The following is a 23,336-nucleotide window of genomic DNA, read 5'->3' on the forward strand; positions in this document are numbered from 1 at the left end:
AAGCATGAAAGAGTGACATGTGTTTGAAAATTAAACCGTTAGTGATGATTTTATCTGTTCGGTTGGTGGGTTTGAATTAGCGCGTAAAGCAGAAAAAAGGCTTCCATTTAGGAAGCCTTATGTCGTTATGACTTAGTTACACTTGGCCTTTGCAGATGTTCTGCAAGCACCTTGGTAAAGCGCGCGGCTTCACCGCCGGTGCAAGCTCTGTGGTCAAAGGTAATGGACAGCGGCATTGCTTTTACGGCCACGGCTTGACCGTTACGGATCACGACTCGATCCACAATTCGTCCTGCACCGACAATCGCGACTTGCGGTGGCGAAACCACTGGTGTTGCGAAAATGCCGCCAATGGCCCCAAAGTTGGATAAAGTAATGGTTGCGTGTTGTAAGTCTTCTCGGCTGATCTTTCTGTCTCGGATGCCTTTGACGGTTTGATCGAGCCAGCGACGAACGTCTTGCGGTTCATACTCATCCGCGTGGCGAAGCACGGGGACATACAGTCCGTGACGGCTATCCACCGCTACGCCAAGATTGACGGTAGGATGAACACAGCGCGTCATGGTTTCGGCATCGAACCAAGCGTTGAGAGCTGGCTCTTGTTGGCAAGCGGAAACGATAGCTTGTACCAGACGAATGCTGATGTCCTCGTTTGGCAACCAATCTTCCAATAACGCTTCTTCGGTAATGGTCACCGCTGCGACGTTTTGATGTGATTCTGCCATGGTCGAGACCATCGTACGGCGCGCTCCTTTGAGCACTTCAGTTCCAGGAACTTGTTTGCCTGCTTCTTCGTAAACATCGGCATCGACGATCAAACCGCTTGGTCCGCTACCGACCATCGTTTTCAAATCTACGCCTAGCTTTTTCGCTAGCAAACGCGCGGAAGGTAAAGCGGTGATGAGTTTGTCTGCCGATTTGTTGTGGCTGCCGCCCACCCAAAAATCATCAACATTTACGTTGTGAGATTGGTGAGATACGGTGCCAACAACGGTTGCGGCATCGGCGGTTTGTCGTTTTTCCGCAGAGACAGTGTTTTCTGCGCCACTTTCGTCGATTTCTAGAAGTAGGGCGCCAATATTAATAACGTCGCCTTCTTCACCATGGCGGCTGACAATTCTGCCTGCGTACGGAGCAGGAACGTCTACGGTTGCTTTCGCCGTCTCAACAGTGAGGATCACTTGGTCGAGTTTGACCATGTCGTCCACATTGACATGCCATTTTACAATTTCTGACTCAGCGAGACCTTCGCCGAGATCGGGTAAGTTAAACGTCTTCATTTCCAATCCTCCACGAGCTCGCGCGCTGCGATCACAATGTCTTCTTCCTGAACCATGAAATAATCTTCGTTACGGTAATAAGGCATAATGGTATCCATACCTGTGACTCGTTTAGGTGGCGCTTTTAGCAAGCACATCGCGTGCTCGGCGGTTCGAGCCAGCAGCTCAGAACCCACACCACACGTTTTACTGGCTTCATGTACAACCAGCAGGCGTCCGGTTTTCTCTAGTGAACGGAAAATCGTCGCGGTATCAATCGGCTTAATACTTGCCAGATCAATAACTTCGACTTCGATCCCTTGGCTTGATAGGGTTTGCGCAGCTTGGAGAGATTCAACTACACATGCTCCCCATGTCACGAGCGTAATATCTCGGCCTTTGCGCAGCGTAAAACAAGTGTCTAGTGGCAATGCTTCCCCGCTATCAATCACTTCGGATTTAACGGTGCGATAGATGCGTTTGGGTTCAAAGAACATCACTGGATCGTTACTGCGAATGGCAGCAAGCAGCAAACCGTAAGCACGCTGAGGGGAAGATGGAATCACCACTTTAAAGCCTGCGGTATGTGCAAACAGTGCTTCAATGCTTTCTGAGTGGTGTTCCGGCGCGTGAATGCCGCCACCAAAAGGCGCGCGGAATACAGCCGGACAAGTGAGGCGTCCGCGAGTACGGTTACGCATTCTGGCCGCGTGACACATTAGGTGCTCCATAGCCGGGAAGACGAAACCTTGGAACTGAAATTCTGCAACAGGGCGTAAACCTTGAGTTGCCATGCCCACTGCAACGCCGCCGATTAAGGCTTCTGCAAGCGGAGTATCGATGACGCGTTTTAGTCCATACTTTTGTTTGAGCCCGACGGTTGCGCGGAATACGCCGCCGTTATCACCCACGTCTTCGCCAAGTACGACGACGTTTGGATCGTGTTCCATTTCATGATGCAGAGCGAGGTTTACTGCTTCAACTAACGTAAGTTCAGCCATGTTTGCCTCCTTGCATTCGCATTGCTTTATTGATCAATTCATCGCGTTGAGCGTGAAGCTCTTGAGGAAGCGATTCGTAGAGGTAATCGAATCCAGTTTCAGGCGCTTGTTGAGGCAAGTTTAGGTAGCGTTCAACCGCGAGTTCGACTTGTTCCTTACAGTCGCTTTGCCATTGTTGCTCTTGTTCATCGCTCCAAGCACCTTGATTGATCAAAAAGGTTTTTAGTCGGCTCACGGGCTCGAATTGCCATGCGGTTTGCACGTCATCTGCATTACGATAACGCGTCGCATCGTCGGCGGTGGTGTGGTCACTCAGACGATAACTTACCGCTTCGATCAGTGTCGCCCCTTTGCCTTTTCGTGCTCGCTCTAATGCGGTCATGGTAGCGTCATACATAGCAACAACGTCGTTGCCATCGACGGTAATCCCTGGAATGCCAGCGCCTTTTGCTTTTTCAGAAAGAAACTCCGCCGCGCATTGCAAACTGCGTGGTACAGAAATCGCCCATTGGTTGTTATTCACCACGAAAACCAACGGAATGTTCCATGTCCCTGCGCAGTTGATGGATTCGAGAAAATCTCCTTTGGATGTCCCACCGTCGCCACACATGACCAGTGCCGCTTCATGGTTGCCTTGAATTTTCAACGCAGAAGCAACGCCGACCGCATGTGTACATTGTGTTGCGATTGGAACACAAAATGGCAAGTCTCGGCTTGGGATTGGGCTGCCTTCTGGCGCGAAGTCACTGCCGCGCTCATCGCCGCCCCAATATTGAAGGTTTTTTTCCATACCAATGCCACGACACCACATCGCAGGCATATCGCGATAATAAGGGACAAAGACGTCATCGGTTTTTAATGCCCGTCCTACCGCTATACCAATGGCTTCTGAGCCAAGGTGTGAAGGGTAGGTACCTAGCTTACCTGTTCGTTGCAACGCAACGGCTTTCTGATCGTAGGTGCGAGTTAATACCATGTCGCGGTAAAACCCGACCAAAGTTTCAATGTCAGCCCAGTTGGGTAGTTGGCCGACTAGGTTCCCATCATGGTCGATAAACCGATGCATGGGTAACGCCTGAACGTTCATCTCAAGCTCCTTTTGACGCTGCGGGTCTTTTGGACTGCAGCTGTTCATTATTAAACCAAAGTCTGTATGGGTACTCAGTCTTTGATATCAGCGCAAAAGGCCATACCTAGGGTTGCGAATGTCATCGAGCGTTTGAGGCATCTATTTGTCCTTTAAACGATTGGTCTCTCACACCGCTGCTTGTTTGAAAAACACATTGTTTTAAAACGCAAGACCTCGTGTTGACTGCTATTCACTTGGCCCAACCCTCTGATTCAATCTTGGTATAACCAGATACAGTAAGTGTAAACAAAATGTTAAATCGCGCTTTAATTCGACTTTAATCCATCAGTAAAGTTTTGCTTACACCCCATTTTTGCAGAGTAAAATACTGGTTTTTTTTATTATTCATTTCAAAGGCTGAATTTAATCACTTTTATTTGTTACAAAATTGCAACAAAATTGGGCTGTGAAATTTGACAAACAAAGCTAAAGTATTTGAGTGTCGTAGATTTATTTGTTGCAGAAAGATAACTTCTTCCCAATCAGACGGAATCAAGGTAGGGTGGCAGTCAATTGAAGAAGTTTGGATTCCAACGTGCCTAAGCGGCGTTAATTCGAACCTAGTGTGGCTCAGTGTCTAGATGACTACACAGGTTTTGAATGACGGGGGAGTGCAACACTTAGAATTCAGATTGGAGAAGTTATGTACCACGTTCACGTTTACTTTCCTTTGCAACAATTGGAAAAAGCACAAGCTCTGAATGAGATCATCCGCCAAGAGCGTCAAGATGTGTTGCGCGTGTATCCATTGGTCGACAGATTAGTCGGTCCGCACAAGATGCCGATGTTTGAAATGCACCTTGAGTCGATCAGTGAAGAGTTTTTGGCTTGGTTAGATACCATTCGTGGGGATTTTTCTGTGCTTATTCACCCGGTCAGCGAAAGAGAATTGCGTGATCACACAGAGAGCGCGATTTGGTTAGGTCGCGAACTAGGTGTTTTCGAAGAAAAGCTAGAGAATTAACGATTTTTGCCCAAATGGTATAGACGTATGACGTCGATATCATTTGGGCGCGTTCCCTCTCTTCCTATTTCCTTCCCTGCAATCCATCCCGTAGTGTGCTAGACCTAAAGGTGTGCCTTCGCGCGTTTAAAACCGTTAGCGTGCTCGTTTCTAAAACTAACATTACTCGCTGAGTAAACATATAAGATAGAAAAATCATCGCAATTCTAATCGCTTAGAAAGGCTTAAATACGCGTTAACCGATGTGTAACGTTAGCGATGACAATTAGGGAAGTGCAGTTTACGACCTCAATAGCAACGGCAGTGGCACAGACATTCCAAGGGGGGAGTATGTTGACGATACTGTTGATTGCATTGGCGCTGTACATTTTCTGGCTGCTGTTTCGAAATGGCCCTGCATTTGCCGAGCGACTCCCAGATCACAAACGCAGTTGGGTTGGCCCCACCGCTAATCAAGAAGAATGGCGCGGCTATTGTGCGGACGTATTTCAACCTTTTAGTTCCCGCACGACTTTCTATGCTATTGCCTATTTTGCCAATTATATTGCAGTGGCGAATGCGATCTCTTGGTCCATCGTCTACGAAGGCAATTATCCTGTTATGATGAGCCGTTTCGGCAGCTACTTTATTGTTAGTACGCACGACGCCATGCTGGTAGCTGGATTTGTTTCTCTGGCTTTTTTTATCATTAACTGGCAACTGGCGATGCATTGCGCGAGTTTACTCAGCCAATATTTAGTGCGAATCCTTATCATCAATCGCACGCGTTTTGTCGCCATGAGTTTAGTGTTCAGCAGCTATTTTGCTTACTTGTTAACGATAGGAATTTTTTGGCTGTTTCACGACACGTACTCAATTTGGCAAGGATTGAAACTCACGCCTGCTTTTCTTTTATTAGCGTTATTGTTAGCCGTCGTGTTACCTGCCATGAAAAAAGAAACGTCCGAAAGCGAATAAGCGAGAATCGCTCTACCGTTTGAGTAGTAATTCATGTGCCATTGAGTTAGCATTGCCGACCTTTTTTCGTCAGTGGGAGGACTCATGTATATTGGCTTTGACTATGGCACTGCAAACTGTTCAGTGGCAAAAATGGAATCAGGCGAGCCTGTTTTGCTAAATCTTGAAGGGGATAGCCCGTTCATTCCTTCCACCCTAGCAGCTCCGACTCGTGAGTCTGTGTCTGAGCATTTGTTTCGTCACCGTGACATCAAACCGTTTGATCAAGTTGGAGAGCAGGTACTGCGCCGCGCAATCAACTTGAACCGAGAAGAGAGCATCGAGCTGGAGCCAGAAGACATCGCGTTTGGTCAGGCAGCGTTGAACCGCTATTTAGAAGACCCACGCGATATCTATTACGTGAAGTCACCAAAGTCGTTTCTTGGTGCATCTGGCTTGCGTGATGTTCAGCTGAGCTTCTTTGAAGATCTGGTTTGCGCCATGATGGACAACATCAAAGCTCAGGCAGAAAACCATGCTCAGCAAAGCATTACGGATGCGGTGATTGGTCGCCCAATCAACTTTCATGGTCGTGGTGGAGAAACGGCGAACATTCAAGCGGAGAATATTTTGCTTCGCGCTGCCAAACGTGCCGGTTTTAAAAATATAGAATTTCAGTTTGAGCCAGTAGCCGCTGGACTGGAATACGAAGCGACGCTTAGCGAAGACAAACTGATTTTGGTGGTGGATATCGGTGGTGGTACAACCGACTGTTCTTTGATTCAGATGGGGCCATCTTGGCGAAGAAAAGCAGACAGGACGGCAAGCTTATTGGCACACAGTGGCCAGCGTGTCGGTGGTAACGATCTGGATATTGCGTTGGCTTTCAAACAGTTGATGTTCCCGTTTGGGATGGAAAGCAAGATGGAATCGGGCATTGTGATGCCGACGACTCAGTTTTGGAATCCGATTGCTATCAATAACGTTGAAGCGCAAAACGACTTCTACTCACGTGAGAATTTAGCGGCGTTAAAATTGTTGAAGAAACAGGCACAAGAGCCAGAAAAACTAGCGCGCTTGCTAGAGGTTTATCACGAATCATTAGGCTACAACATTGTCCGCCGTGCAGAAGAAGCGAAGGTGGCACTCTCTGATCAAACGGCTTACCGTACTGGCATCAACTTATTGTCGGAGCTGATTGAAGTGGATGTTCAGCGTGATGAGATGATTGAAGCGATTGAATCACCAAAGAACAAGATGACGGCGCTGGTAACAGAAGCTGTTGAGCAAGCAGGCATAAAACCGGATGCGATCTTTATGACTGGTGGTTCCGCTCGTTCGCCGATTTTACGTGACGCGGTACAAACCGTGTTGCCAAATATTCCTGTCGTCAGCGGTAACTATTTTGGTTCGGTAACCGCAGGCTTGGCACGCTGGGCGGACGTTTGCTTTAAGTGATCTTTAGTTCTGAGCGAGTTACTGATGTCACGCATTAAATAGAACCTTTTTCTAATAAAAGAGCCCGGCAGTATGACCGGGCTCTTTTGCATGAAATGAAAGGAGCTTAGTGGTGCATGTGTTTTTCCATATGACCTTTCTTTTCCACCGCCATTTCAACATCGATTTTGCCTGCGTTTTTGAACGTCAGCGTCATTGGGAAGCGATCGCCTTCTTGCAATGTTTGCGTTGGGTTGAAGATCATTAAGTGGAAGCTGCCTGGCTTAAATACCACGGTTTCGTGTGCCGCTACACGCACTTCATCGATTTTAATCATCTTCATTACACCGTCTTCGTTCGTGTGAGTGTGGATCTCCACACGGCCAGCGATTGGGCTTTCTGCTGCGATCAACGCGTCTTCTGTATCCCCATGGTTGGTCAGCTGAAAGAATCCGCCAATAACAGGGGCATTTGGTGGCGCTTCACGACTCCAAGGATGATCGATGTGAATTTTTCCGGCTTCGTAATCGTGAGCAAGGCTCATAGGACTAGCAATGAGAGCGATAAGTGACAAAGTGGCGATTTTCATTTGTTTAAGCATGTGTATTTTCCTTTTAAATAGAATGACTTCCCGAGCAAATGCTCAATGGGATATTTGTTATTATTGTGAGCCTGGGTTCTTAAAGAACCATTAGGCAGGAAAAACACAAGGAGGGGATTGCTTTGGTGCGATATGCTGGTAAACCAATCTGCCGCATTGAGCAAAATGGTAGGGCGTGAGCGCGTGTTTAACGCGGCGTAACCACTGAATGGTAGCAAGATAAAGCCCAACCGAGACAAGCAAAAAAAATTGCACGGCTTGCAGCAGTGGACATTCAAACTGGAAACCGTCGTGTAGCTTCAAGTTATCAATAAATTCGGAAGACGGTTGAGCGTTTGCAGCGATGAGTGTATTGATGTCGACCCACTTAAAACCTTCAGCGGTACAGAGCAACACCTTTTCATTCTGAACTTTGTTAAGCCAGCTTTTATTGTGCACTTGCGTGGGATTGAGCGCCGCAGTGGAGGCCAAATACAGCTGAAACAGTACCGCGAAAATAACCGCAATAGCGGCGACGCGTTGTTTCCTAGGTTGTATTTGAGTGGTTTCCATACGATTTGATATCTGACTGATTCGGCGCAGGATACTAACAAATAACCTTAAAAATGTAACTGCAAGATTTCCAAAAAGTGATGCAAGTGTATTTTATTTGTGTGCATTACCCACCGCGCGAAAATGTGCAAAAGGAAAAAACAGGTGAATCGTGAACCCAAGACCATTAACGACGGGCGATAGCGAAAATGGACTGGCGAGTTAGTGTGCAAAATTTGAGGGATAAAAGATCAAACTGAACACTGATTCTACACTTGTTTTACGTTAACGGAATTATGACAGTAATTTAATAAAGGATACGGTATTCTCTCGCTCCTTTGTGTATTCCTGAGCGTTTCTTGCTGTGGCAAGAGGGGCGTCATCTTAAGAAATTTCTCCAATGAAATACGAACAACAGATCGAATTTCGATACCCTAAAGGTCGATTCGCGATGGTGAGTGTTTATACATTCACAGGCGCCGCTATTTTAGCGTCGACGATTTTTTCTCTATTGCTGTTTTTATCAATTGACGACAACCCAATGATGCAGGCGCTGTTTGGTGGTTTGGCCATCATCTTTGAAGCTGGCAAATTTTATGCGTGGTATGAATACGGCGAGCGTCGCGCCCACAGAAATTACGGTGGGGCAATTACGGCCTTGGTGTTTTACTCTGTGCTTGCCGCTATCTCTATTGGCGGCAGTATCGGCGGCATCAACAGCGCGACTAACAGCGCACAAAGCCATATTTCTGTCGAGCAAGCAAAAATCGAAGCGTTTAACCGCCAGATTGCGTCTATCGATAAACAGATCGAGCTGAACAACATCGCGGCGCGGAAGTACATCGAGATGGAGCGCATCGCAACGGGGGTGACGCGAATTCAAGAGCAAAACAAAACCCTGCGCGAAGAGCAGCAGAGATTGGCGATGGAGCGAGACAGCTTGCCTCCGGTGACACAAGGCTCGGTCATCGGTCTGATCGATAGCCTTGCAAATGCGTTCGGTACGACATCGCAACAAGCTCAGTTATGGCTGGTGGTGTTCTTATCCATCCTGCTCGATTTCTTTGCGGCGTTTTTTGTTGGTTTGATTGGTGAAGAACAACGTTTCCGTCATTATTACCGTCGCTATGCAGGCATGACTGTGGCATCAATTCGCGATATTGAACCAGAACCAGCGGGTTATCTTCCACACATTAAGGATGAAGATGAACCCGCCATTGAGCAAAAAGTTGAAGAACCGGAAGAGCCAAAAACACTACTAGAACAGGTGAGCGATGCCCTTAAAACTCATCAAATCACGTGTACGAAAAAAGCGGTAGCGAAGCAATTTAGACTTTCCGCGGAAGAGGTAGACAAAGTCTTCGAAGAGCTGGCAGAGCTTGGGCTAGTGGGTAAAAAAGCCAACCACCATTACCATTGGATAGGTCAAGCCGAAGCCGCTTAATGGTCTAGACTCAGTAAACTATTAAAGAGCGTCGATGGACGCTCTTTTTTTATTTTCAGCCCTAAAGCACCTATTTCAGTAGGTGATAATTTACTTGGTTTCATCGTCTTAATGGAAGGGGTACAATCCATCTGAGATTGTTATCAATAGTAATTGTCTGGATGAACAAGCAAACTGGTTTAGTCTTTGAGTTGCTCATTTGTCCGGATTCGCATCCTTCCTAGCGCAGAGAAAAACGCATGAAAATCAGCCCTTATCCGACTGGTCGCTTCAAAAACTATCTAGAACAGAAAAGTGCCGCGTTTCGTGATCTCATCTATCAGTGCCAAGTAAACACTCGTTATTTTGATGCCGGCGAAGCCATTTTGCGCCAAGGCGAGCAACTTCAGTACCTGTATATCGTGCCTGTTGGACGTGTTTCTATGAGCATTTTGGCCGCCAATGGGCGACGTTTCCAACTAGGGGAGGCGAACTGCGATTACCACATTTATGGCGAAATGGAGTACTTTACTCAAACCCCTTGCCAGTGGAATGTGGTGGCTGATGAGCACATGCAAGTCGATGTCATTTGCATTCAAAAACTGACCGAAGCACTACAGCAGCACCCTGAGATGATGGTGTTTTTTGCCTCTGCACTGGCAGAAGACTATCAGGACTCAATGGATATCTATACTAACCGTTTGCTGCATCCCATCACTTACAACATTGCCTATGATCTTCTCGTCCGTAATCAGACGGATACGCTGCTTGGTGGCTTTGACAAAGTGAACCGAGAGGCGGAACGATTTGGTACGTCAGGCCGAGTTTATCGACGTGCGGTCAAAGATCTTATCGATAAAGGACTCATTGCAAAAACCGACAATGGCTTAGCGATTCTTGATGAAATGGCGCTAAAAGCGTTCATCGATTCGCACGAATAATTCAATTCGGGATTGTAATGATTGTCATTCATAAGTGCTTGAAATGGTTTAATCTAAAATCACTGTAATGAATGTAAAGTCGTATAAATCTTGTTGAATGCTTTTGAGAGTAACGCTATATTGCGAACGCGCATGATAATAGATCTCATTAAGGCTCAACAAAATGAAAAAACTCGTCAGTGCGGCTGTTTTCTCGCTGCTAACCATTTCTCCATCTTTTGCTGCTAACGTTGTTATTGACCATTACATGGGAAAAACCGAGCTAGAACAATCACCTAAGCGCGTGGTTGTGATTGGTTTTGGTCCTTTAGATGCGTTGGATAACTTCGGGATTGACCCTGTAGCTGTGTCAAACGCATCTCATCTTCCGAGCTACCTTTCTAAGTACAGCAAAGAGAATTACACATCTGCAGGCAGTTTGTTTGAGCCTGACTTTGAAGCTATTTATATGCAAAAACCAGATCTGATCTTGGTTGGCCCGCGTGGCTCTGCGAAATATGAAGAGCTAAGTGAAATTGCCCCAACGGTTGTGTTTGCAGCTAAAGAAGGCGAAGGCTATTGGGAAGGCACGCAGGCTCAATGGCGTAACATTGGCAAAATCTTCAATATTGAAGACAAAGTCGAGCAAAAGATTGAAACATTGGATGCTCAATTTAAAGCGATTCGCGACTACAACCAAACGAACAATAACGATGCACTAACGATTTTGAGCATCGGTGACAACATCAGTGCCTTTGGTGCGAAGTCCCGCTTCGGTGCGATTTACAATGACTTTGGTTTCATTGAAACGGTAAAAAACATCAAGACTGGTACACACGGTGACGTGATTTCTTACGAGTTTATCCGTGAAGCTGATCCGAAAAACATTTTGGTGATCGACCGTAACTCGCTGCATGCGAAGCCGAGCCAAGACCTTCGTAAGTCGATGGACAATGATTTGGTGAAAGCGACGACGGCATACAAGAACCAAAAAATTACGTTCTTGGATGTAGATGCGTGGTACTTGGCTATGTCAGGCGTGACTGCGACAGAAAAAATGGTCAACGAGATCAAAAACACCGTCGATCTTTAAGCCCCGCTAGCAGAGGTTAACTTTGAGAAAGTTATTGCTAACCCTTGTGGTTTTAAGCACGGTTTCGTTGTTTGTTGGGGTGGCTGATATGACGCCCCAACAATTGTTTTCAGGCGATGCAAAAGCGTTAGAGCTTTTCTTTACTAGCCGTATTCCTCGTTTGTTCGCGATTTTGCTTGCTGGGGCAGGGCTTAGTATCGCTGGCCTTGTGATGCAGCAGATCAGTCAAAACCGTTTTGCCGCGCCTTCGACCACGGGGACAATCGAGTGTGCCATGTTGGGCTACGTAATGAGTGTGGTATTCTTTGGCGATGGTGATCATCTTTGGTTGGTGTTTGGTATCTCCGTGCTCGGAACGCTCACGTTTGTGTATTTCATCCAACGTATCCAATTCAAAAGTGTGGTGTTTGTACCCCTTGTCGGGATTATTTTCGGTAACGTTATTGAATCGATGACCACGTTCATCGCCTACAAGTACGATGCGCTCCAAAGCTTGAGTGCTTGGTCGGTCGCGAACTTCGCCAACATTTTGCGGGGGGATTTTGAACTGCTTTACATTGCGGTTCCGATGGTGATTCTCAGTTATTTGTTTGCCGCAAGAATCTCTGCGGTCGGTATTGGTAAAGACTTTGCCGTGAACTTGGGTTTGAACTATCAGCAAGTGGTTACTATTGGCGTGCTGTTGGTGTCCATCATGTCCGCAAGTGTGGTGATGATAGTTGGTCAGTTGCCGTTTCTTGGCCTTATTGTGCCGAACCTCGTCAGTCATTTTTACGGTGATAACCTGAAGAAGAACATTCCTTTAACCGCCATGTATGGTGCCATATTGGTTCTCGGCTGTGATTTGGTGAGTCGTTTGATCATCTTCCCTCATGAAATGCCAATTTCTATTGTGATCAGCATTTTAGGTGGCGTGGTATTCATTGCGATGTTGCTAAGAGGTAAGCAGCATGCGTGATTCAACCAAAATCGTTTTGCTTGGTGTTATCGCTCTGGTGTTTGCCTTTTTGTTTATCGGCATTGGCTTGAACGCAGACAACTACCAGTACTTTCTTTCGCGACGCGTACCCAAAGTGTTGGCGATTGTATTAGCTGGCGTGGCGATTGCTCAGTCATCTATGGTGTTTCAAACCATTACGCATAACCGGATATTGACGCCAAGCATTATGGGCTTTGATGCTTTGTACGTGTTAACGCAAGTGTTGATCGTATTGTTGTTTGGTGGGTTGAGCACATTAGTGTTGAATATCTACGTCAACTTCACCATCGCGGCATGCATCATGGTGGCGTTTTCACTGCTTTTGTTTGGTTTCTATTTCTCCAAAGGCAGCCGAAATTTGATCACCTTATTGCTGGTCGGTTTGATATTTGGGCAGCTCTTTTCTAACATTGCGTCTTTCTTTTCGCTATTGATGGATCCCAATACGTTCGCTTTCGTGCAGTCCAAACTGTATGCAAGCTTTAACAACGTAAAGGTTAATCTCGTGTACTTCAGTGCGCCTATGTTGATATTGGCTTGCTGGTTGCTGTTTCGTATGCATCGCACATTGGATGTGTTCTGGTTAGATCAAGACAACGCGAAAAGCTTGGGTGTTGATGTGCCGAAAGTGACGCGCAACGTCTTCATCCTTTCTGCGGTTTTGATTGCAATTTCTACCGCTTTGGTTGGCCCAATTATGTTCTTTGGTTTGCTTGTGACCAACTTGAGCCGCGAGATGTTTCATTCCTATCAACATAAAACATTGTTGATAGGCTGTTCACTGTTGGCCATTAGCTCCTTGCTTTCAGGGCAGTGGATCATTGAAAACGTATTTAATTTTGAGACAACGCTAAGCGTGGTCATTAACTTCCTTGGCGGCATTTATTTCTTGTATCTGCTGTTGAAAAACAAAGTCGTATAAACATGATAGTCATAGAGAAACTAACCAAAGCATTTGGTTCGAGTAAAGTCGTTGATAGCGCGGATACTCAGTTCGAAAAAGGTAAAGTGACGTCAATCATTGGCCCAAATGGAGCTGGCAAGAGTACCTTACTCTCGATGGCTTCTCGCCTAACAGAGCGAGACGGTGGTAGCGTCATCATCGACTGTAAAGAGATCGCTGAGTGGGATACTAAAGAGCTGGCGAAAAGGCTTGCTGTGCTTCGCCAAGCGAACTCAATCACGATGCGATTTACCGTGAAAGAACTGGTCTCTTTTGGTCGCTTCCCTTATTCAAAAGGCAATCTTACCAAAGACGATCATGCTGTCATTGCACAAGCCATTGATTACTTAGACCTGCAAGACATTCAAGATAAATACTTGGATGAGTTGAGTGGTGGTCAGCGCCAGTTGGCGTTTATCGCCATGGTGATTGCTCAGGATACGGACTACGTTTTCTTAGATGAACCGCTGAACAACTTGGATATCAAGCATTCATTGCAGATCATGAAGGTGATTCAAAGGCTTGCTCATGACATGAACAAAGCAATGGTGGTTGTGATTCACGATATCAACTTCGCGGCGTGCTATTCCGATGTCATTCTGGCGCTTAAACAAGGCAAAGTGGTGGCAAGTGGCGCGGTTGAAGAGGTGATTAAGGCAACAACATTGGAAGACATCTACGAAACGCCATTTAACATCATTGAGTTAAATGGCAAGCGCATGTGCACTTACCATTAATCTGAACCAACTTGTTGCCTTTAACGAACTGCAATAGATAGGCGAGCTTACTTAGTGAGCTCGTCTATGATTGGGCAGCGACTTTTTGCATCGCCAGGACAAGCCGATACCCAACCTTCCAACTGTTTTTTGATTTCCATCAGGTGAGCAATTTTCTCTTCTACTTCGCGCAGTTTATCCATCGTTCTTTCTTTCACTTCGCTGCTCTTACGGTTTGGATTATGCGCAAGCTGGACGAACTCTTTACATTCTTGAAGTGAAAATCCTGCGTTTTTTGCTCGTGAAACTAAGTTAAGTTCTTGAATATGATTATCCGAATACTCGCGATAGCCAGAATCACTGCGTGCTGGTGGAGAGATGATCCCTTTGTCTTCATACAAACGAATCGACTTTGATGACAGTTCAGTTAGCTTCGCGACAGCGCCAATATTCATGTTTAACCTCCACATTCGAGATAACGCCGATGCCGTTAATTGTCGTTGTGTATCAGCGCGTTAAACATATTGGTTTCTACGCAGCGTTTGATTTGCAACCTGATGGCATTGGCTTGATGTTTAACGCGAGTATATACCCATGTCGCTGACGATATATACCCCCAAAGTACCTAAGTAGTCTGGATAGACGCATTGTTGAGCGTTCCCGTCACTCTTTTACGATCTCATGGGGCGGCACACCGAACACTTTTTTAAACGCATTAGTGAAATTAGAAGGATGGTGATAGCCCGCTTCGTACGCGGCTTCAGTGATCGACACTAAACCACGCTCCAAATGTACTCTTGCGATCTCAAGACGACGATAACGAATATAACCATTCACTGTCATATTGAGTGACTGTTTAAAGCGGCGTTGTAGGTTAGACACACTCATGGAGAACACCTCTGCAATGTGTTCGAGGCTCAACTCTTGTTCAAGGTGCGTTTCGATATAGCTGACAATGTTTTCCACGCGTGAATCACTATGACGTTCGGTGATTTTATCTCGGTAACTGTTGGTGTTTTGAGGGCAAAAATCCTGTGGCATTTGTTGTGTTGCGTGAAACAGAATTTGATAAATCAAACTTTCGATTTCGAGCTTGTCTTGGAAACTATGCGGTGTATCCCGGTTGGTGAGTTCGGTGGCAAGTTCAGTTAACGCCTGATTAAGCTCTAGGTGGTAAAAGGCTTGGTGCGTTTCAAAGAAAGCAGTACTGCAACACGATTCTTCCGAGCGGGACTCTAACCATTGCGGCTTTACAAGAATATTAATCTTGTTGATCTGATTGTTTTCAATAAGCGAACGACGAAAGTTAGCAGGATGAATGAGATTCACCACCACGCCTTGAGGTGTATCACTGGCATCGAGATCGAACTGTAAATCGTCGTAGCCGAAAGAGAGTTTTCCTTCGAGAAGAATGGTGATCAACAACGAAGCGTGCGCGGTAGAGACGATATTGGAGTCAACCAATTCAATGCAGCGCCCGCCATGCACAAAAATCTGGTCATTGTACTGATAAGACAAAAACTTCCCTTCAGCCAGTTGGGTCTGGCATGGTTGTCCTTGCGTTACAATAAACTGTTTTTCCGTGGCTTCCAGTTTTTGGGTCATAGCTATTTTGCCAAGTTTAGTTCGTTTGGCGGTGACTTCCTGCATTTGACGTTTCCTCATAACACTTGTGCGATTTCGCATAACTGAATCGCCTTTGTATTTATAAAACACCTGCTCATTATACCTGAGAATTATTATCATTAATATTTAGGAATATACTTATGGAAAGCCCAGCTTGCTCATCAATCAAGCTTTCAAGCCTTTGCCTTGCAGTGGGAATGGCCTTGGCAAATCCCGTTTTAGCTCAAGAATCTGACTCTCATTTCGAAGAAGTCGTAGTATGGGGAACGAAAGTTTCCAGCAATACCGAATCGATGTTCGCGGACGATATGTCATTAAAGCAGGCCGATCATATGTCGGATCTACTGCGTGATATTCCGGGCGTTGATGTGGGCGGCACTCACTCAGTCAACCAACGCATCACGATTCGCGGCTTGGGTGAGACTGACTTGGATATCCGTCTGGATGGCGCGTCACAACACGCGAGTATGTTCCACCACATCGGTAACTTGACGCTGAACCCCGATATTCTAAAGTCGGCAGATATCCAAGTGGGTAACAACTCAGTGACGCAAAATGGGTTGGGTGGTTCGGTGTATTTTGAAACCAAAGATGCACGCGATTTGCTTCGTTACGATGAAACTTTTGGCGCGCGTGTATACGGTGGTTTTGCATCTAACGACAACCAACAAGGCTCATTAACATTATACGGTTTGCTGTCCGAAAACGTAGATGCAATGGTTTATGGCCACTATGTGACGCGTGACGATTTCAAAGATGGAAACGGTGATAAGACGTTCGGCTCGGCAGGGGACGTTTACAACATTCTTGCGAAGCTTGGCTACGAGTTTAATGACATTCACCGCTTCGAACTTTCCTACGATATGTACCGTGACAGCGGCGATTACAGTCCGCGCCCTGATATGGCTGGTAGCGCAAACAATGGCTTGTCGAGCAAGTTGCTGATCCCAACGGATTATGATCGCGATACCGTCACGCTCAGTTACGAGCTAAGAGGCGAGCAGCACCAAGGTAACGTGACGCTTTACAACACCGAAACTGAAATCAAACGTGATGAAACGGTTATGGCACCGCGTTGGCCTTCGAACCGCTTGTCAAAGAACACGGCTAAGAACCAAAACCTTGGCTTAAATGCGAAATTCCAATCGGATTTTGCTCTCGCTCAGTTTGATAACCGAGTGACTTATGGCTTTGACTACATGGATAAGACGTCATCTAGTTACTACGGCAGCAGCAAGTTTATGGATGAATCGGCAGTTTCAACGGCGCTGTTTGTTGAAGATCAGTTCTTCTTTTCGGATGCCTTCTTTATTACTGCGGGTCTGCGTTTTGATGATTACAAACGTAAAGCGGAAACAGGTACAAGCAATTTTGATGACGTGACTTGGGCATTGGCTGCAGAGTGGGCGGTGACACAAGACTGGACACTGTTTGCGAGCTCGCGTTCCCTGTTTAAGGGCCCAGAGTTGATGGAAACGTTCATCGCGTATCAAGATGTTACGTACCTCGATGAAGGCATGAAGGCGGAAACGGGCCAAAACACCCAAGGTGGTCTGCGTTTCAACAAGACGTTAGATAAACACTTCTTCGGTGCCAATGTGACGGTTTTCCAAACAAATATTGATGATTACATTGCTGATAAATACCAAGATGCGACTCAAACCTACCTGATTTACAACATTGGTGACGTTGAGATCAAAGGCTTTGAAGCCAGTGCGTCCTACGGGTATGACAAATTCAACAGTAAGCTTTCTTACTCGCAGTCTGATACCAAAAACAAGAACACTGGCGGCCCAGTTGCAGGTGGAAATGGTCGCAGTATCGACATGGGTGACAGCATTGCGTTAACGCTGGATTACCAATCTGATTCGCTAGAAACCATCTTTGGTTGGACATCCATGTTTGTACTTGAAGAAGACAATGTGTTTGATGGCCAGCCTGCTAAAGATAGCTACGATGTGCATAATCTGTACGCTCAGTGGGTGCCGTCAAACGTTGATGGCTTATCGGTAACGTTCGGTATCGATAATATCTTCGATGAGGTTTACACATCACATGCGTCACGTTCGGGCACGGTACGCGGCTTCACGCTAGATGATTACGAACCAGGTCGTAACTTCAAGCTTTCAGCGGCTTACCAATTCTAAAACCTACTCATAAGGCTCTCGAGAGAGAGCCTTTTTACACGAATAAGCAAAGTGACAATATGATCAAAGAAACGACCCAGATTGAAAGTGAACACGCGAGCAAATACTTAGTGACACTATGCCGACATTTCGCACGTAAAGTGCCTGCAACGTGGGATGAACAAAGTGGCTTGGTAACATTCCCTGCTGGAAAGGCAGAATTCAGTTTGAATGGGCTGTGCCTCATTATTGCGTGTGAAGCGGATTCTGAAAAGCAGTTGGAGCAAGTGAAGGGCATTATCGAATCGCATGTCGAAATGTTTTCACGTAGAGAGACGCTCGAGCTTGATTGGATTCGATAAAAACGAAATTTAGACAATAAAAAAGCCCGCAGTGTATGACTTGCGGGCTTTTCAAAATACGAGTTTTATTGGGCTTTTTCAGGCTCTAGGCTTTTTTTTTCCTGCTGCATTTTAGCTAGGAAGTACACGTTAACACATGCAATAAAGCCGTTTGTTAGCACTACTGGCCACGAATCAATCATCAGTCCGTAAGCAGTGAACAGTGCACAGCCGATAAAGTTAAGGATACGAAGCTTAACAATATCTTTCATAGTTAGCGAAATTGCGACCATGATTGAAGCTGCGTAGCCTAAAATCTCAACCATATTCATTTCCATTATTTGACCCTCTTTAAATCTGCCGAATTTGTCGGTACCAATTCTTCTCATCTTGAGATTAGCGAGGAAGCTCCATGCCTCGAATGGTCTTTATTTTTGTATTGGCCGTACTATATCAATGGAAAAACCGTGATGAAAGCCTCAAATCAAGGTTAAGAGAAGGTTAGCGATTACGCAAACGTTTAGGGAGAAAATTACTGATAACTTTACTTATTATGTTGATTGATAATAACGATGGGATTGATAGCTCAAACGCAGTTGAATATATGGGCATATTGTCCTAATATTACAAATGAGAATTATTTTTATTTGTGTCGTTTTTATGATGTATTTTTCTGCTAGTTTGGTTGTTTTATGCGCTGTTGCGCTTCGGACAAAACCTAATTCATGGTGTGTAGGTTTGCACATGGCTTTACACATGATGTTAGCCCTGTTTTTCCAACCTATTTATCTCGTTCAGTATCTAATTGTGACGTTCTTTTCTTCTCCTTTACTAATAAAGTTGTCAACTCGCTCAAGTCGCTACAGTATTTTGTTTGCGTTTTTACCGCTTTTGATCGCAACTGGCAGTATCGCTTTTAGTTAAGTGACTTTGATAACTCCGTTTTTTATCAGACCGACTACACTTGTTTAGAAATAAGTGACGCATTTCATATGATTAATTGATATTGCGCCGCTAGGATATGTGTCCCATTTTTGTGACAGATAGTAACTTTCACTTGTTTTGGGATGTGGAACGCAATAAGTCGATTGTTTAATGAGTTGATAGTTAGTTTAATCAACCAACGATGTGCAAAACACCACATATATTCAACTAAAAACTATGCAATAGGTTAATGGGAAACGTTGGCCATTAGCGGAGGTCAGATGAGTACGCAAACCGTGCCGCAAAACGCGATTGTAAATGCTGTCAAAGGGGAAGTTTTGGTATTGGATCTTACAGGTAAGATCCGAGTGGTAAGCGCCGGAGATGCGTTAAATACAGGGGATGTCATTGTCACAGAAAACAATGCGTCTTTGGATGTTCTAATCAATAACGAGCTCTATCTTGTCGACCAAAACTGTGTCGCGTGTCTTCCTGAGCCTTCATCAGAACAACCGGAAACTTTGGTTCAAACCCCGGTTGATGGTCAAATTGCTTTCGACCCGACGGCGATTGATAGTGCTAATTTTGACGCAAATGATGTTGCTGCTATCCAACAAGCGATTTTGGAAGGTGCCGACCCGACGGCAATTCTTGAAGCAACGGCCGCTGGTGGCGATGCGTCTGGCTCGGCAAATGCTGGCTATGTGACGGTTGAATACAACAACCCAGAAATGCTTGCCTCGACGTTTTTCGAAACCTCTGCAGCACGCACTGGCGTGCAAGATCGCGAAGAAACCGATGACATCAATGTCACCATTTTTGCTGATGGTGGACAATCTCTTGAATCGGAAGTAACCGAAGGTTCGATTTCCCTTACGACTTATCCTCAATCTACTGCAACCAGCATCTCCGTTGAGGCGGGGGATCTCCCGCTTGACCCTAGCTCATTTGTCCCATCTGCTGCTTCACTAGAGTCGCTACTGGCAGAGTTGAACACCGATATTCAATCTGGTGGTAAAGCTGTCGAGTTCTCATACGACGAAGCGCAAAATGCCATCATTGGTGTCCAAGATGGCAATGAAGTCCTACGTATTGAAATTGAAGCGACTTCGCTAGTTCGTGATATAGAGTTGGAGGTGACGACCACCATAAGCCAAGGCATTGACCATGTTGCGTCTGTAGATGACGGGCAGGTGTCGATTGTTGGTGACCGCATCAGTATTGAGTTTGAGATGACGGGTACTGATATTGGTGGTAATAGCATTCGTACGCCAATTGATTTTGTCACGACGATTATCGATGGTGATAATCCAGCGCCGCAAGACATCTCGTTTGAGAATGAAGAATCTTCATCGACGCCAATTACGGGGACGTTTGTCGAAATTGGCAGTGACCAGTTGGCTTCAGTCACTTTTAATCAGGAAAGTTTGTCGCAATTTGATGGTTTGTTAACTGATAACCAAGCGACGGTTGCGACCTTGTCTGAAGATGGCAGTAACATCACGTTAACCGTAGCTGGTACGGGAGAGGTGGTATTAAGCATCACGTTAAACACCGACGGCACGTACCAATTTGAACAGTTCAAACCGCTTGAGCAGACGAATGATAGCGATACGATAGCGCTTTCCCTTCCAACGACGATCGTGGATTTCGACCAAGATACGGTCAGCAATACCTTTGTGATTACAATTGCTGATGGCGATAACCCAGTCATTAACAATGTCACAAGCTTGTCTTTGGATGAGTCTGGCGTCGAGCAAGGTTCTCTACAGGGCATCGCGATTACTAGCGGTACCGGATCAATTTCTGCAGCCGCAGGCAGCGATATTATTGATCACTTCGAAGTAGAACCAACGGAATTTAATGTCTCTGGCGAGTTGCAATCGCAAGGGCAAACTGTACTTCTTGAACTCACTTCTGATGTCAATGGCGTTCGTACTTACGAAGGCTACATTGAGCTTGATGGTGTGCGCATTACGGTATTCGACATCAGTATCGACTCACCGTCTCAAGGCGAATATCAGTTCAACCTCTATGAACAGCTGGATCATACTGGCGTAAACGACGAATCGTTAACGTTCACCATTCCAGTTTACGCCGTTGATGCCGACGGTGACCGCTCTTCTTTGACGCTCGGTTCGAACGATGCCAAAGCCGCAGAAATCGTTATAGAAGTTAAAGATGATGCGCCTTCTATTGATGGTGTGGAAGCTTTAACGGTGGATGAAGACGACCTTGCGAGCATCGGTTCGGATCAAAATGATTCTGTTTCGGTTGACGGCAAGTTCACCACGACAGAAGGCTCCGATCGAGTGGTGAGTTATCAACTCGACGCATCGACCAATCCAATTGATGGCTTGACTTCACATGGTGAAGCCGTTGAGCTGGTAGAAACCGCAAATGCCGACGGCAGCTTCACTTACACCGCGACAGCAAACGGCAACTCAGTATTTACGCTAGTGGTGAATGTTGATGGTTCATACAACTTTACATTAGAAGGCACAATCGATCACGCTAGTGGTAGTGATGCGTTAACACTGAGTTTCCCTATTACAGCGACGGATTTTGATGGCGATACCAGCACCATGGTTTTGCCTGTCACCATTCAAGATGACGTTCCTACGATTGAGAATGTCGAGCCTCTCACTGTAGATGAAAATGACTTAATTACGAATGGTGGACAATCAAACGCACTGTTGGTTGAAGGGCAGTTCACGACCACACAAGGCTCAGATGGTGTGGTTCAGTACCAGCTTGAAACAGGTTCAGACCCGCTAAACGGTTTGACCTCCAACGGTCAAGTTATCACGTTGGCTGAAGTCAGTAATGCCGACGGTAGCTTTACCTACACGGCGACGGCAAACGGCAATCCGGTATTTACGTTACAGGTAAACAGTGACGGGAGTTACTCGTTTGAACTGCAAGGGGCTGTTGATCATGCTCCAAATAGTGACACCTTAACGTTGGACTTTTCCATCATCGCGACGGATTTTGATGGTGACACGAGCAAAATTACGTTGCCAGTCACGATCGTTGACTCATTGCCAGTTGTAACGGATTTTGAAGCGATCAGTGTTGATGAAGACGATCTGGCTGGTATCGGTTCTGACCAAAACGACTCAGTTTCAATTGATGGCCAGTTTACGACCACTGAAGGTGCAGACAGAGTTGTGAGTTACCAGCTTGACTCGAATGCGACACTTGTTGATGGATTAACCTCACAAGGCGTAGCTGTCACAATGACAGAAACGGCTAATTCTAATGGCAGCTTCACCTATACGGCAACAGCAGGGACAAATCCGGTTTTCACATTAACCGTCAATCCCGACGGCAGCTACAACTTTACACTTGAAGGCGCGATTGACCACGCAGCAAACATCGACAGCTTAACGCTCAACTTCCCGATCACAGTGACCGATTTTGATGGAGACACGACTTCCGCCGTTATTCCTGTCACGATTACCGATGACCAACCGACTATCACAAATGTTGAAGCCATCAGTGTTGATGAAGACGACTTAGCGAACATCGGTTCGGACCAAAATGATTCACTTTCGATTGATGGGCAGTTCACGACAACGCAAGGTTCTGACCGCGTGGTGAGTTACCAGTTAGATACCTCTGTAGATGTGGTTGCAGGGCTCACCTCGCAAGGCAATCCAGTGGCGTTGATAGAGACTGCAAATCCTGATGGCAGCTTCAACTACGTTGCGACCGCAGATGGCAACCCTGTCTTTACGTTGGAAGTGAAATCGGATGGCAGTTATAACTTCACACTGGAAGGCCCAATCGATCACGCTATTAATAGCGATGAGCTAACGCTGAACTTCCCAATTATTGCGACTGACTTTGATGGCGATACAACTTCTGCCACCATCCCAGTGACTATCGTCGATGATAAACCAGTCATCACAAATGTGGATGCAATTCAAGTTGATGAAGATGACTTGACGGGGATTGGCTCAGACCAAAATGATGCAATTTCTATCAACGGCCAATTTGCAACAACGCAAGGTTCTGATGGTGTCGTTAGTTATCAATTGGATTCTTCTGCCGATCCTGTTGCAGGGCTGACGTCACATGGTGAAGTTGTTGATTTGGTTGAAACAGCGAATGCCGATGGCAGCTTCACCTACACTGCAACAGCAAATGGCAATCCAGTATTTACTTTGGTAGTGAACGTTGATGGCTCTTATAACTTTACGCTAGAAGGCCCTATCGACCATGCCAATGGTAGTGACGATCTAACGCTGAACTTCCCGATTATTGCAACCGATTTTGATGGTGACACCAGCTCAGCGGTGATCCCAGTGACCATCGTCGATGACCAACCGACCATCACAAACGTCGATGCCATTATGGTTGATGAAGACGATTTATCGGGCGT

The 23,336-nt window shown here is 45.9% G+C and carries 20 protein-coding genes; 12 read left to right on the forward strand and 8 right to left on the reverse strand.

Annotated elements, in window-relative coordinates; genetic code table 11:
- Nucleotides 1–125 precede the first annotated feature (125 nt).
- The 3 genes from OU793_RS14495 to pdhA are packed head-to-tail and all read right to left on the reverse strand — an operon-like array spanning nt 126 to nt 3,347.
- A complete protein-coding gene (locus OU793_RS14495; RefSeq protein ID WP_193237394.1) occupies nt 126–1,280 on the reverse strand; it encodes a dihydrolipoamide acetyltransferase family protein in 1,155 nt (384 codons plus the stop codon).
- Nucleotides 1,277–2,260: an alpha-ketoacid dehydrogenase subunit beta gene (locus tag OU793_RS14500; protein ID WP_031428989.1), complete on the reverse strand. Its 984-nt coding sequence runs from the start codon at nt 2,258–2,260 to the stop codon at nt 1,277–1,279. The genes OU793_RS14495 and OU793_RS14500 overlap by 4 nt, the downstream gene beginning before the upstream one ends.
- Nucleotides 2,253–3,347: a pyruvate dehydrogenase (acetyl-transferring) E1 component subunit alpha gene (pdhA, locus tag OU793_RS14505; RefSeq protein WP_005483380.1), complete on the reverse strand. Its 1,095-nt coding sequence runs from the start codon at nt 3,345–3,347 to the stop codon at nt 2,253–2,255. Before pdhA ends, OU793_RS14500 begins: the two co-directional genes overlap by 8 nt.
- Nucleotides 3,348–4,032: 685 nt before the next feature.
- Between pdhA and OU793_RS14510 the strand changes: the two genes are divergently transcribed.
- The 3 genes from OU793_RS14510 (at nt 4,033) to yegD (ending at nt 6,747) form a co-directional block, all read left to right on the forward strand.
- Nucleotides 4,033–4,353 carry a DOPA 4,5-dioxygenase family protein gene (locus OU793_RS14510; RefSeq protein WP_005455725.1) on the forward strand — a complete coding sequence of 107 codons (321 nt, stop codon included), beginning with the start codon at nt 4,033–4,035 and terminating at the stop codon, nt 4,351–4,353.
- A 330-nt stretch (nt 4,354–4,683) separates the two neighbouring features.
- Nucleotides 4,684–5,310 carry a hypothetical protein gene (locus OU793_RS14515; RefSeq protein WP_025637449.1) on the forward strand — a complete coding sequence of 209 codons (627 nt, stop codon included), beginning with the start codon at nt 4,684–4,686 and terminating at the stop codon, nt 5,308–5,310.
- Nucleotides 5,311–5,394: 84 nt separating this feature from the next.
- Nucleotides 5,395–6,747, forward strand: coding sequence for a molecular chaperone (gene yegD / locus OU793_RS14520; RefSeq protein WP_025520356.1), 1,353 nt, complete (start codon nt 5,395–5,397; stop codon nt 6,745–6,747).
- A 106-nt stretch (nt 6,748–6,853) separates the two neighbouring features.
- Here the strand turns inward: yegD and OU793_RS14525 are convergent, their stop codons facing one another.
- Both OU793_RS14525 and OU793_RS14530 read right to left on the reverse strand, forming a co-directional pair.
- The gene (locus OU793_RS14525; protein ID WP_005483350.1) at nt 6,854–7,327 is read right to left on the reverse strand and encodes a copper chaperone PCu(A)C; all 474 of its coding nucleotides are present in this window, start codon (nt 7,325–7,327) and stop codon (nt 6,854–6,856) included.
- A gap of 90 nt (nt 7,328–7,417) precedes the next feature.
- Nucleotides 7,418–7,879 (reverse strand): hypothetical protein, encoded by a 462-nt coding sequence (locus OU793_RS14530; RefSeq protein ID WP_159404317.1) that lies wholly within the window; start codon nt 7,877–7,879, stop codon nt 7,418–7,420.
- A gap of 379 nt (nt 7,880–8,258) precedes the next feature.
- On the opposite strand from OU793_RS14530, the gene OU793_RS14535 reads away from it, so the two are divergent.
- The 6 genes from OU793_RS14535 to vctC all read left to right on the forward strand — a co-directional run bounded on the left by OU793_RS14535 (nt 8,259) and on the right by vctC (nt 13,953).
- Nucleotides 8,259–9,302, forward strand: a complete 1,044-nt coding sequence (locus OU793_RS14535) for a Preprotein translocase subunit SecY (protein ID WP_140103091.1) — start codon at nt 8,259–8,261, stop codon at nt 9,300–9,302.
- Between the two features lie 239 nt (nt 9,303–9,541).
- Nucleotides 9,542–10,222 carry a Crp/Fnr family transcriptional regulator gene (locus OU793_RS14540; RefSeq protein WP_069550128.1) on the forward strand — a complete coding sequence of 227 codons (681 nt, stop codon included), beginning with the start codon at nt 9,542–9,544 and terminating at the stop codon, nt 10,220–10,222.
- A gap of 163 nt (nt 10,223–10,385) precedes the next feature.
- On the forward strand, nt 10,386–11,294 hold the full coding sequence (locus OU793_RS14545) for a siderophore ABC transporter substrate-binding protein (RefSeq protein ID WP_005487329.1): 909 nt from the start codon (nt 10,386–10,388) through the stop codon (nt 11,292–11,294).
- A 22-nt stretch (nt 11,295–11,316) separates the two neighbouring features.
- The gene (vctD, locus tag OU793_RS14550; RefSeq protein ID WP_159404318.1) at nt 11,317–12,252 is read left to right on the forward strand and encodes an iron chelate uptake ABC transporter permease subunit VctD; all 936 of its coding nucleotides are present in this window, start codon (nt 11,317–11,319) and stop codon (nt 12,250–12,252) included.
- Complete coding sequence (gene vctG / locus OU793_RS14555; protein WP_023584867.1) at nt 12,245–13,195, forward strand: iron chelate uptake ABC transporter permease subunit VctG; 951 nt, start codon at nt 12,245–12,247, stop codon at nt 13,193–13,195. Before vctD ends, vctG begins: the two co-directional genes overlap by 8 nt.
- Nucleotides 13,196–13,197: 2 nt before the next feature.
- Nucleotides 13,198–13,953 carry an iron chelate ABC transporter ATP-binding protein VctC gene (gene vctC / locus OU793_RS14560; protein WP_023624399.1) on the forward strand — a complete coding sequence of 252 codons (756 nt, stop codon included), beginning with the start codon at nt 13,198–13,200 and terminating at the stop codon, nt 13,951–13,953.
- Nucleotides 13,954–14,000: 47 nt separating this feature from the next.
- Here vctC and cueR read toward each other — a convergent pair whose 3' ends face one another.
- Nucleotides 14,001–14,387 (reverse strand): Cu(I)-responsive transcriptional regulator, encoded by a 387-nt coding sequence (gene cueR / locus OU793_RS14565; protein ID WP_140103089.1) that lies wholly within the window; start codon nt 14,385–14,387, stop codon nt 14,001–14,003.
- A gap of 208 nt (nt 14,388–14,595) precedes the next feature.
- The gene (locus OU793_RS14570) at nt 14,596–15,582 is read right to left on the reverse strand and encodes a helix-turn-helix domain-containing protein (RefSeq protein ID WP_170926599.1); all 987 of its coding nucleotides are present in this window, start codon (nt 15,580–15,582) and stop codon (nt 14,596–14,598) included.
- A 116-nt stretch (nt 15,583–15,698) separates the two neighbouring features.
- On the opposite strand from OU793_RS14570, the gene OU793_RS14575 reads away from it, so the two are divergent.
- Nucleotides 15,699–17,705: a TonB-dependent siderophore receptor gene (locus OU793_RS14575; protein ID WP_140103088.1), complete on the forward strand. Its 2,007-nt coding sequence runs from the start codon at nt 15,699–15,701 to the stop codon at nt 17,703–17,705.
- A gap of 59 nt (nt 17,706–17,764) precedes the next feature.
- The gene (locus OU793_RS14580; RefSeq protein ID WP_005482124.1) at nt 17,765–18,046 is read left to right on the forward strand and encodes a DUF2218 domain-containing protein; all 282 of its coding nucleotides are present in this window, start codon (nt 17,765–17,767) and stop codon (nt 18,044–18,046) included.
- Between the two features lie 65 nt (nt 18,047–18,111).
- Here the strand turns inward: OU793_RS14580 and OU793_RS14585 are convergent, their stop codons facing one another.
- Nucleotides 18,112–18,363, reverse strand: coding sequence for a YgjV family protein (locus OU793_RS14585; protein ID WP_005454365.1), 252 nt, complete (start codon nt 18,361–18,363; stop codon nt 18,112–18,114).
- Nucleotides 18,364–19,230: 867 nt separating this feature from the next.
- Between OU793_RS14585 and OU793_RS14590 the strand changes: the two genes are divergently transcribed.
- Nucleotides 19,231–23,336, forward strand: a 4,106-nt coding sequence (locus OU793_RS14590) for a retention module-containing protein (protein WP_274647787.1), incomplete at its 3' end; no start/stop codon positions are given.

Origin of the sequence: Vibrio sp. VP6 (assembly GCF_028823755.1) — a bacterium.
Lineage (GTDB): Bacteria > Pseudomonadota > Gammaproteobacteria > Enterobacterales > Vibrionaceae > Vibrio > Vibrio parahaemolyticus.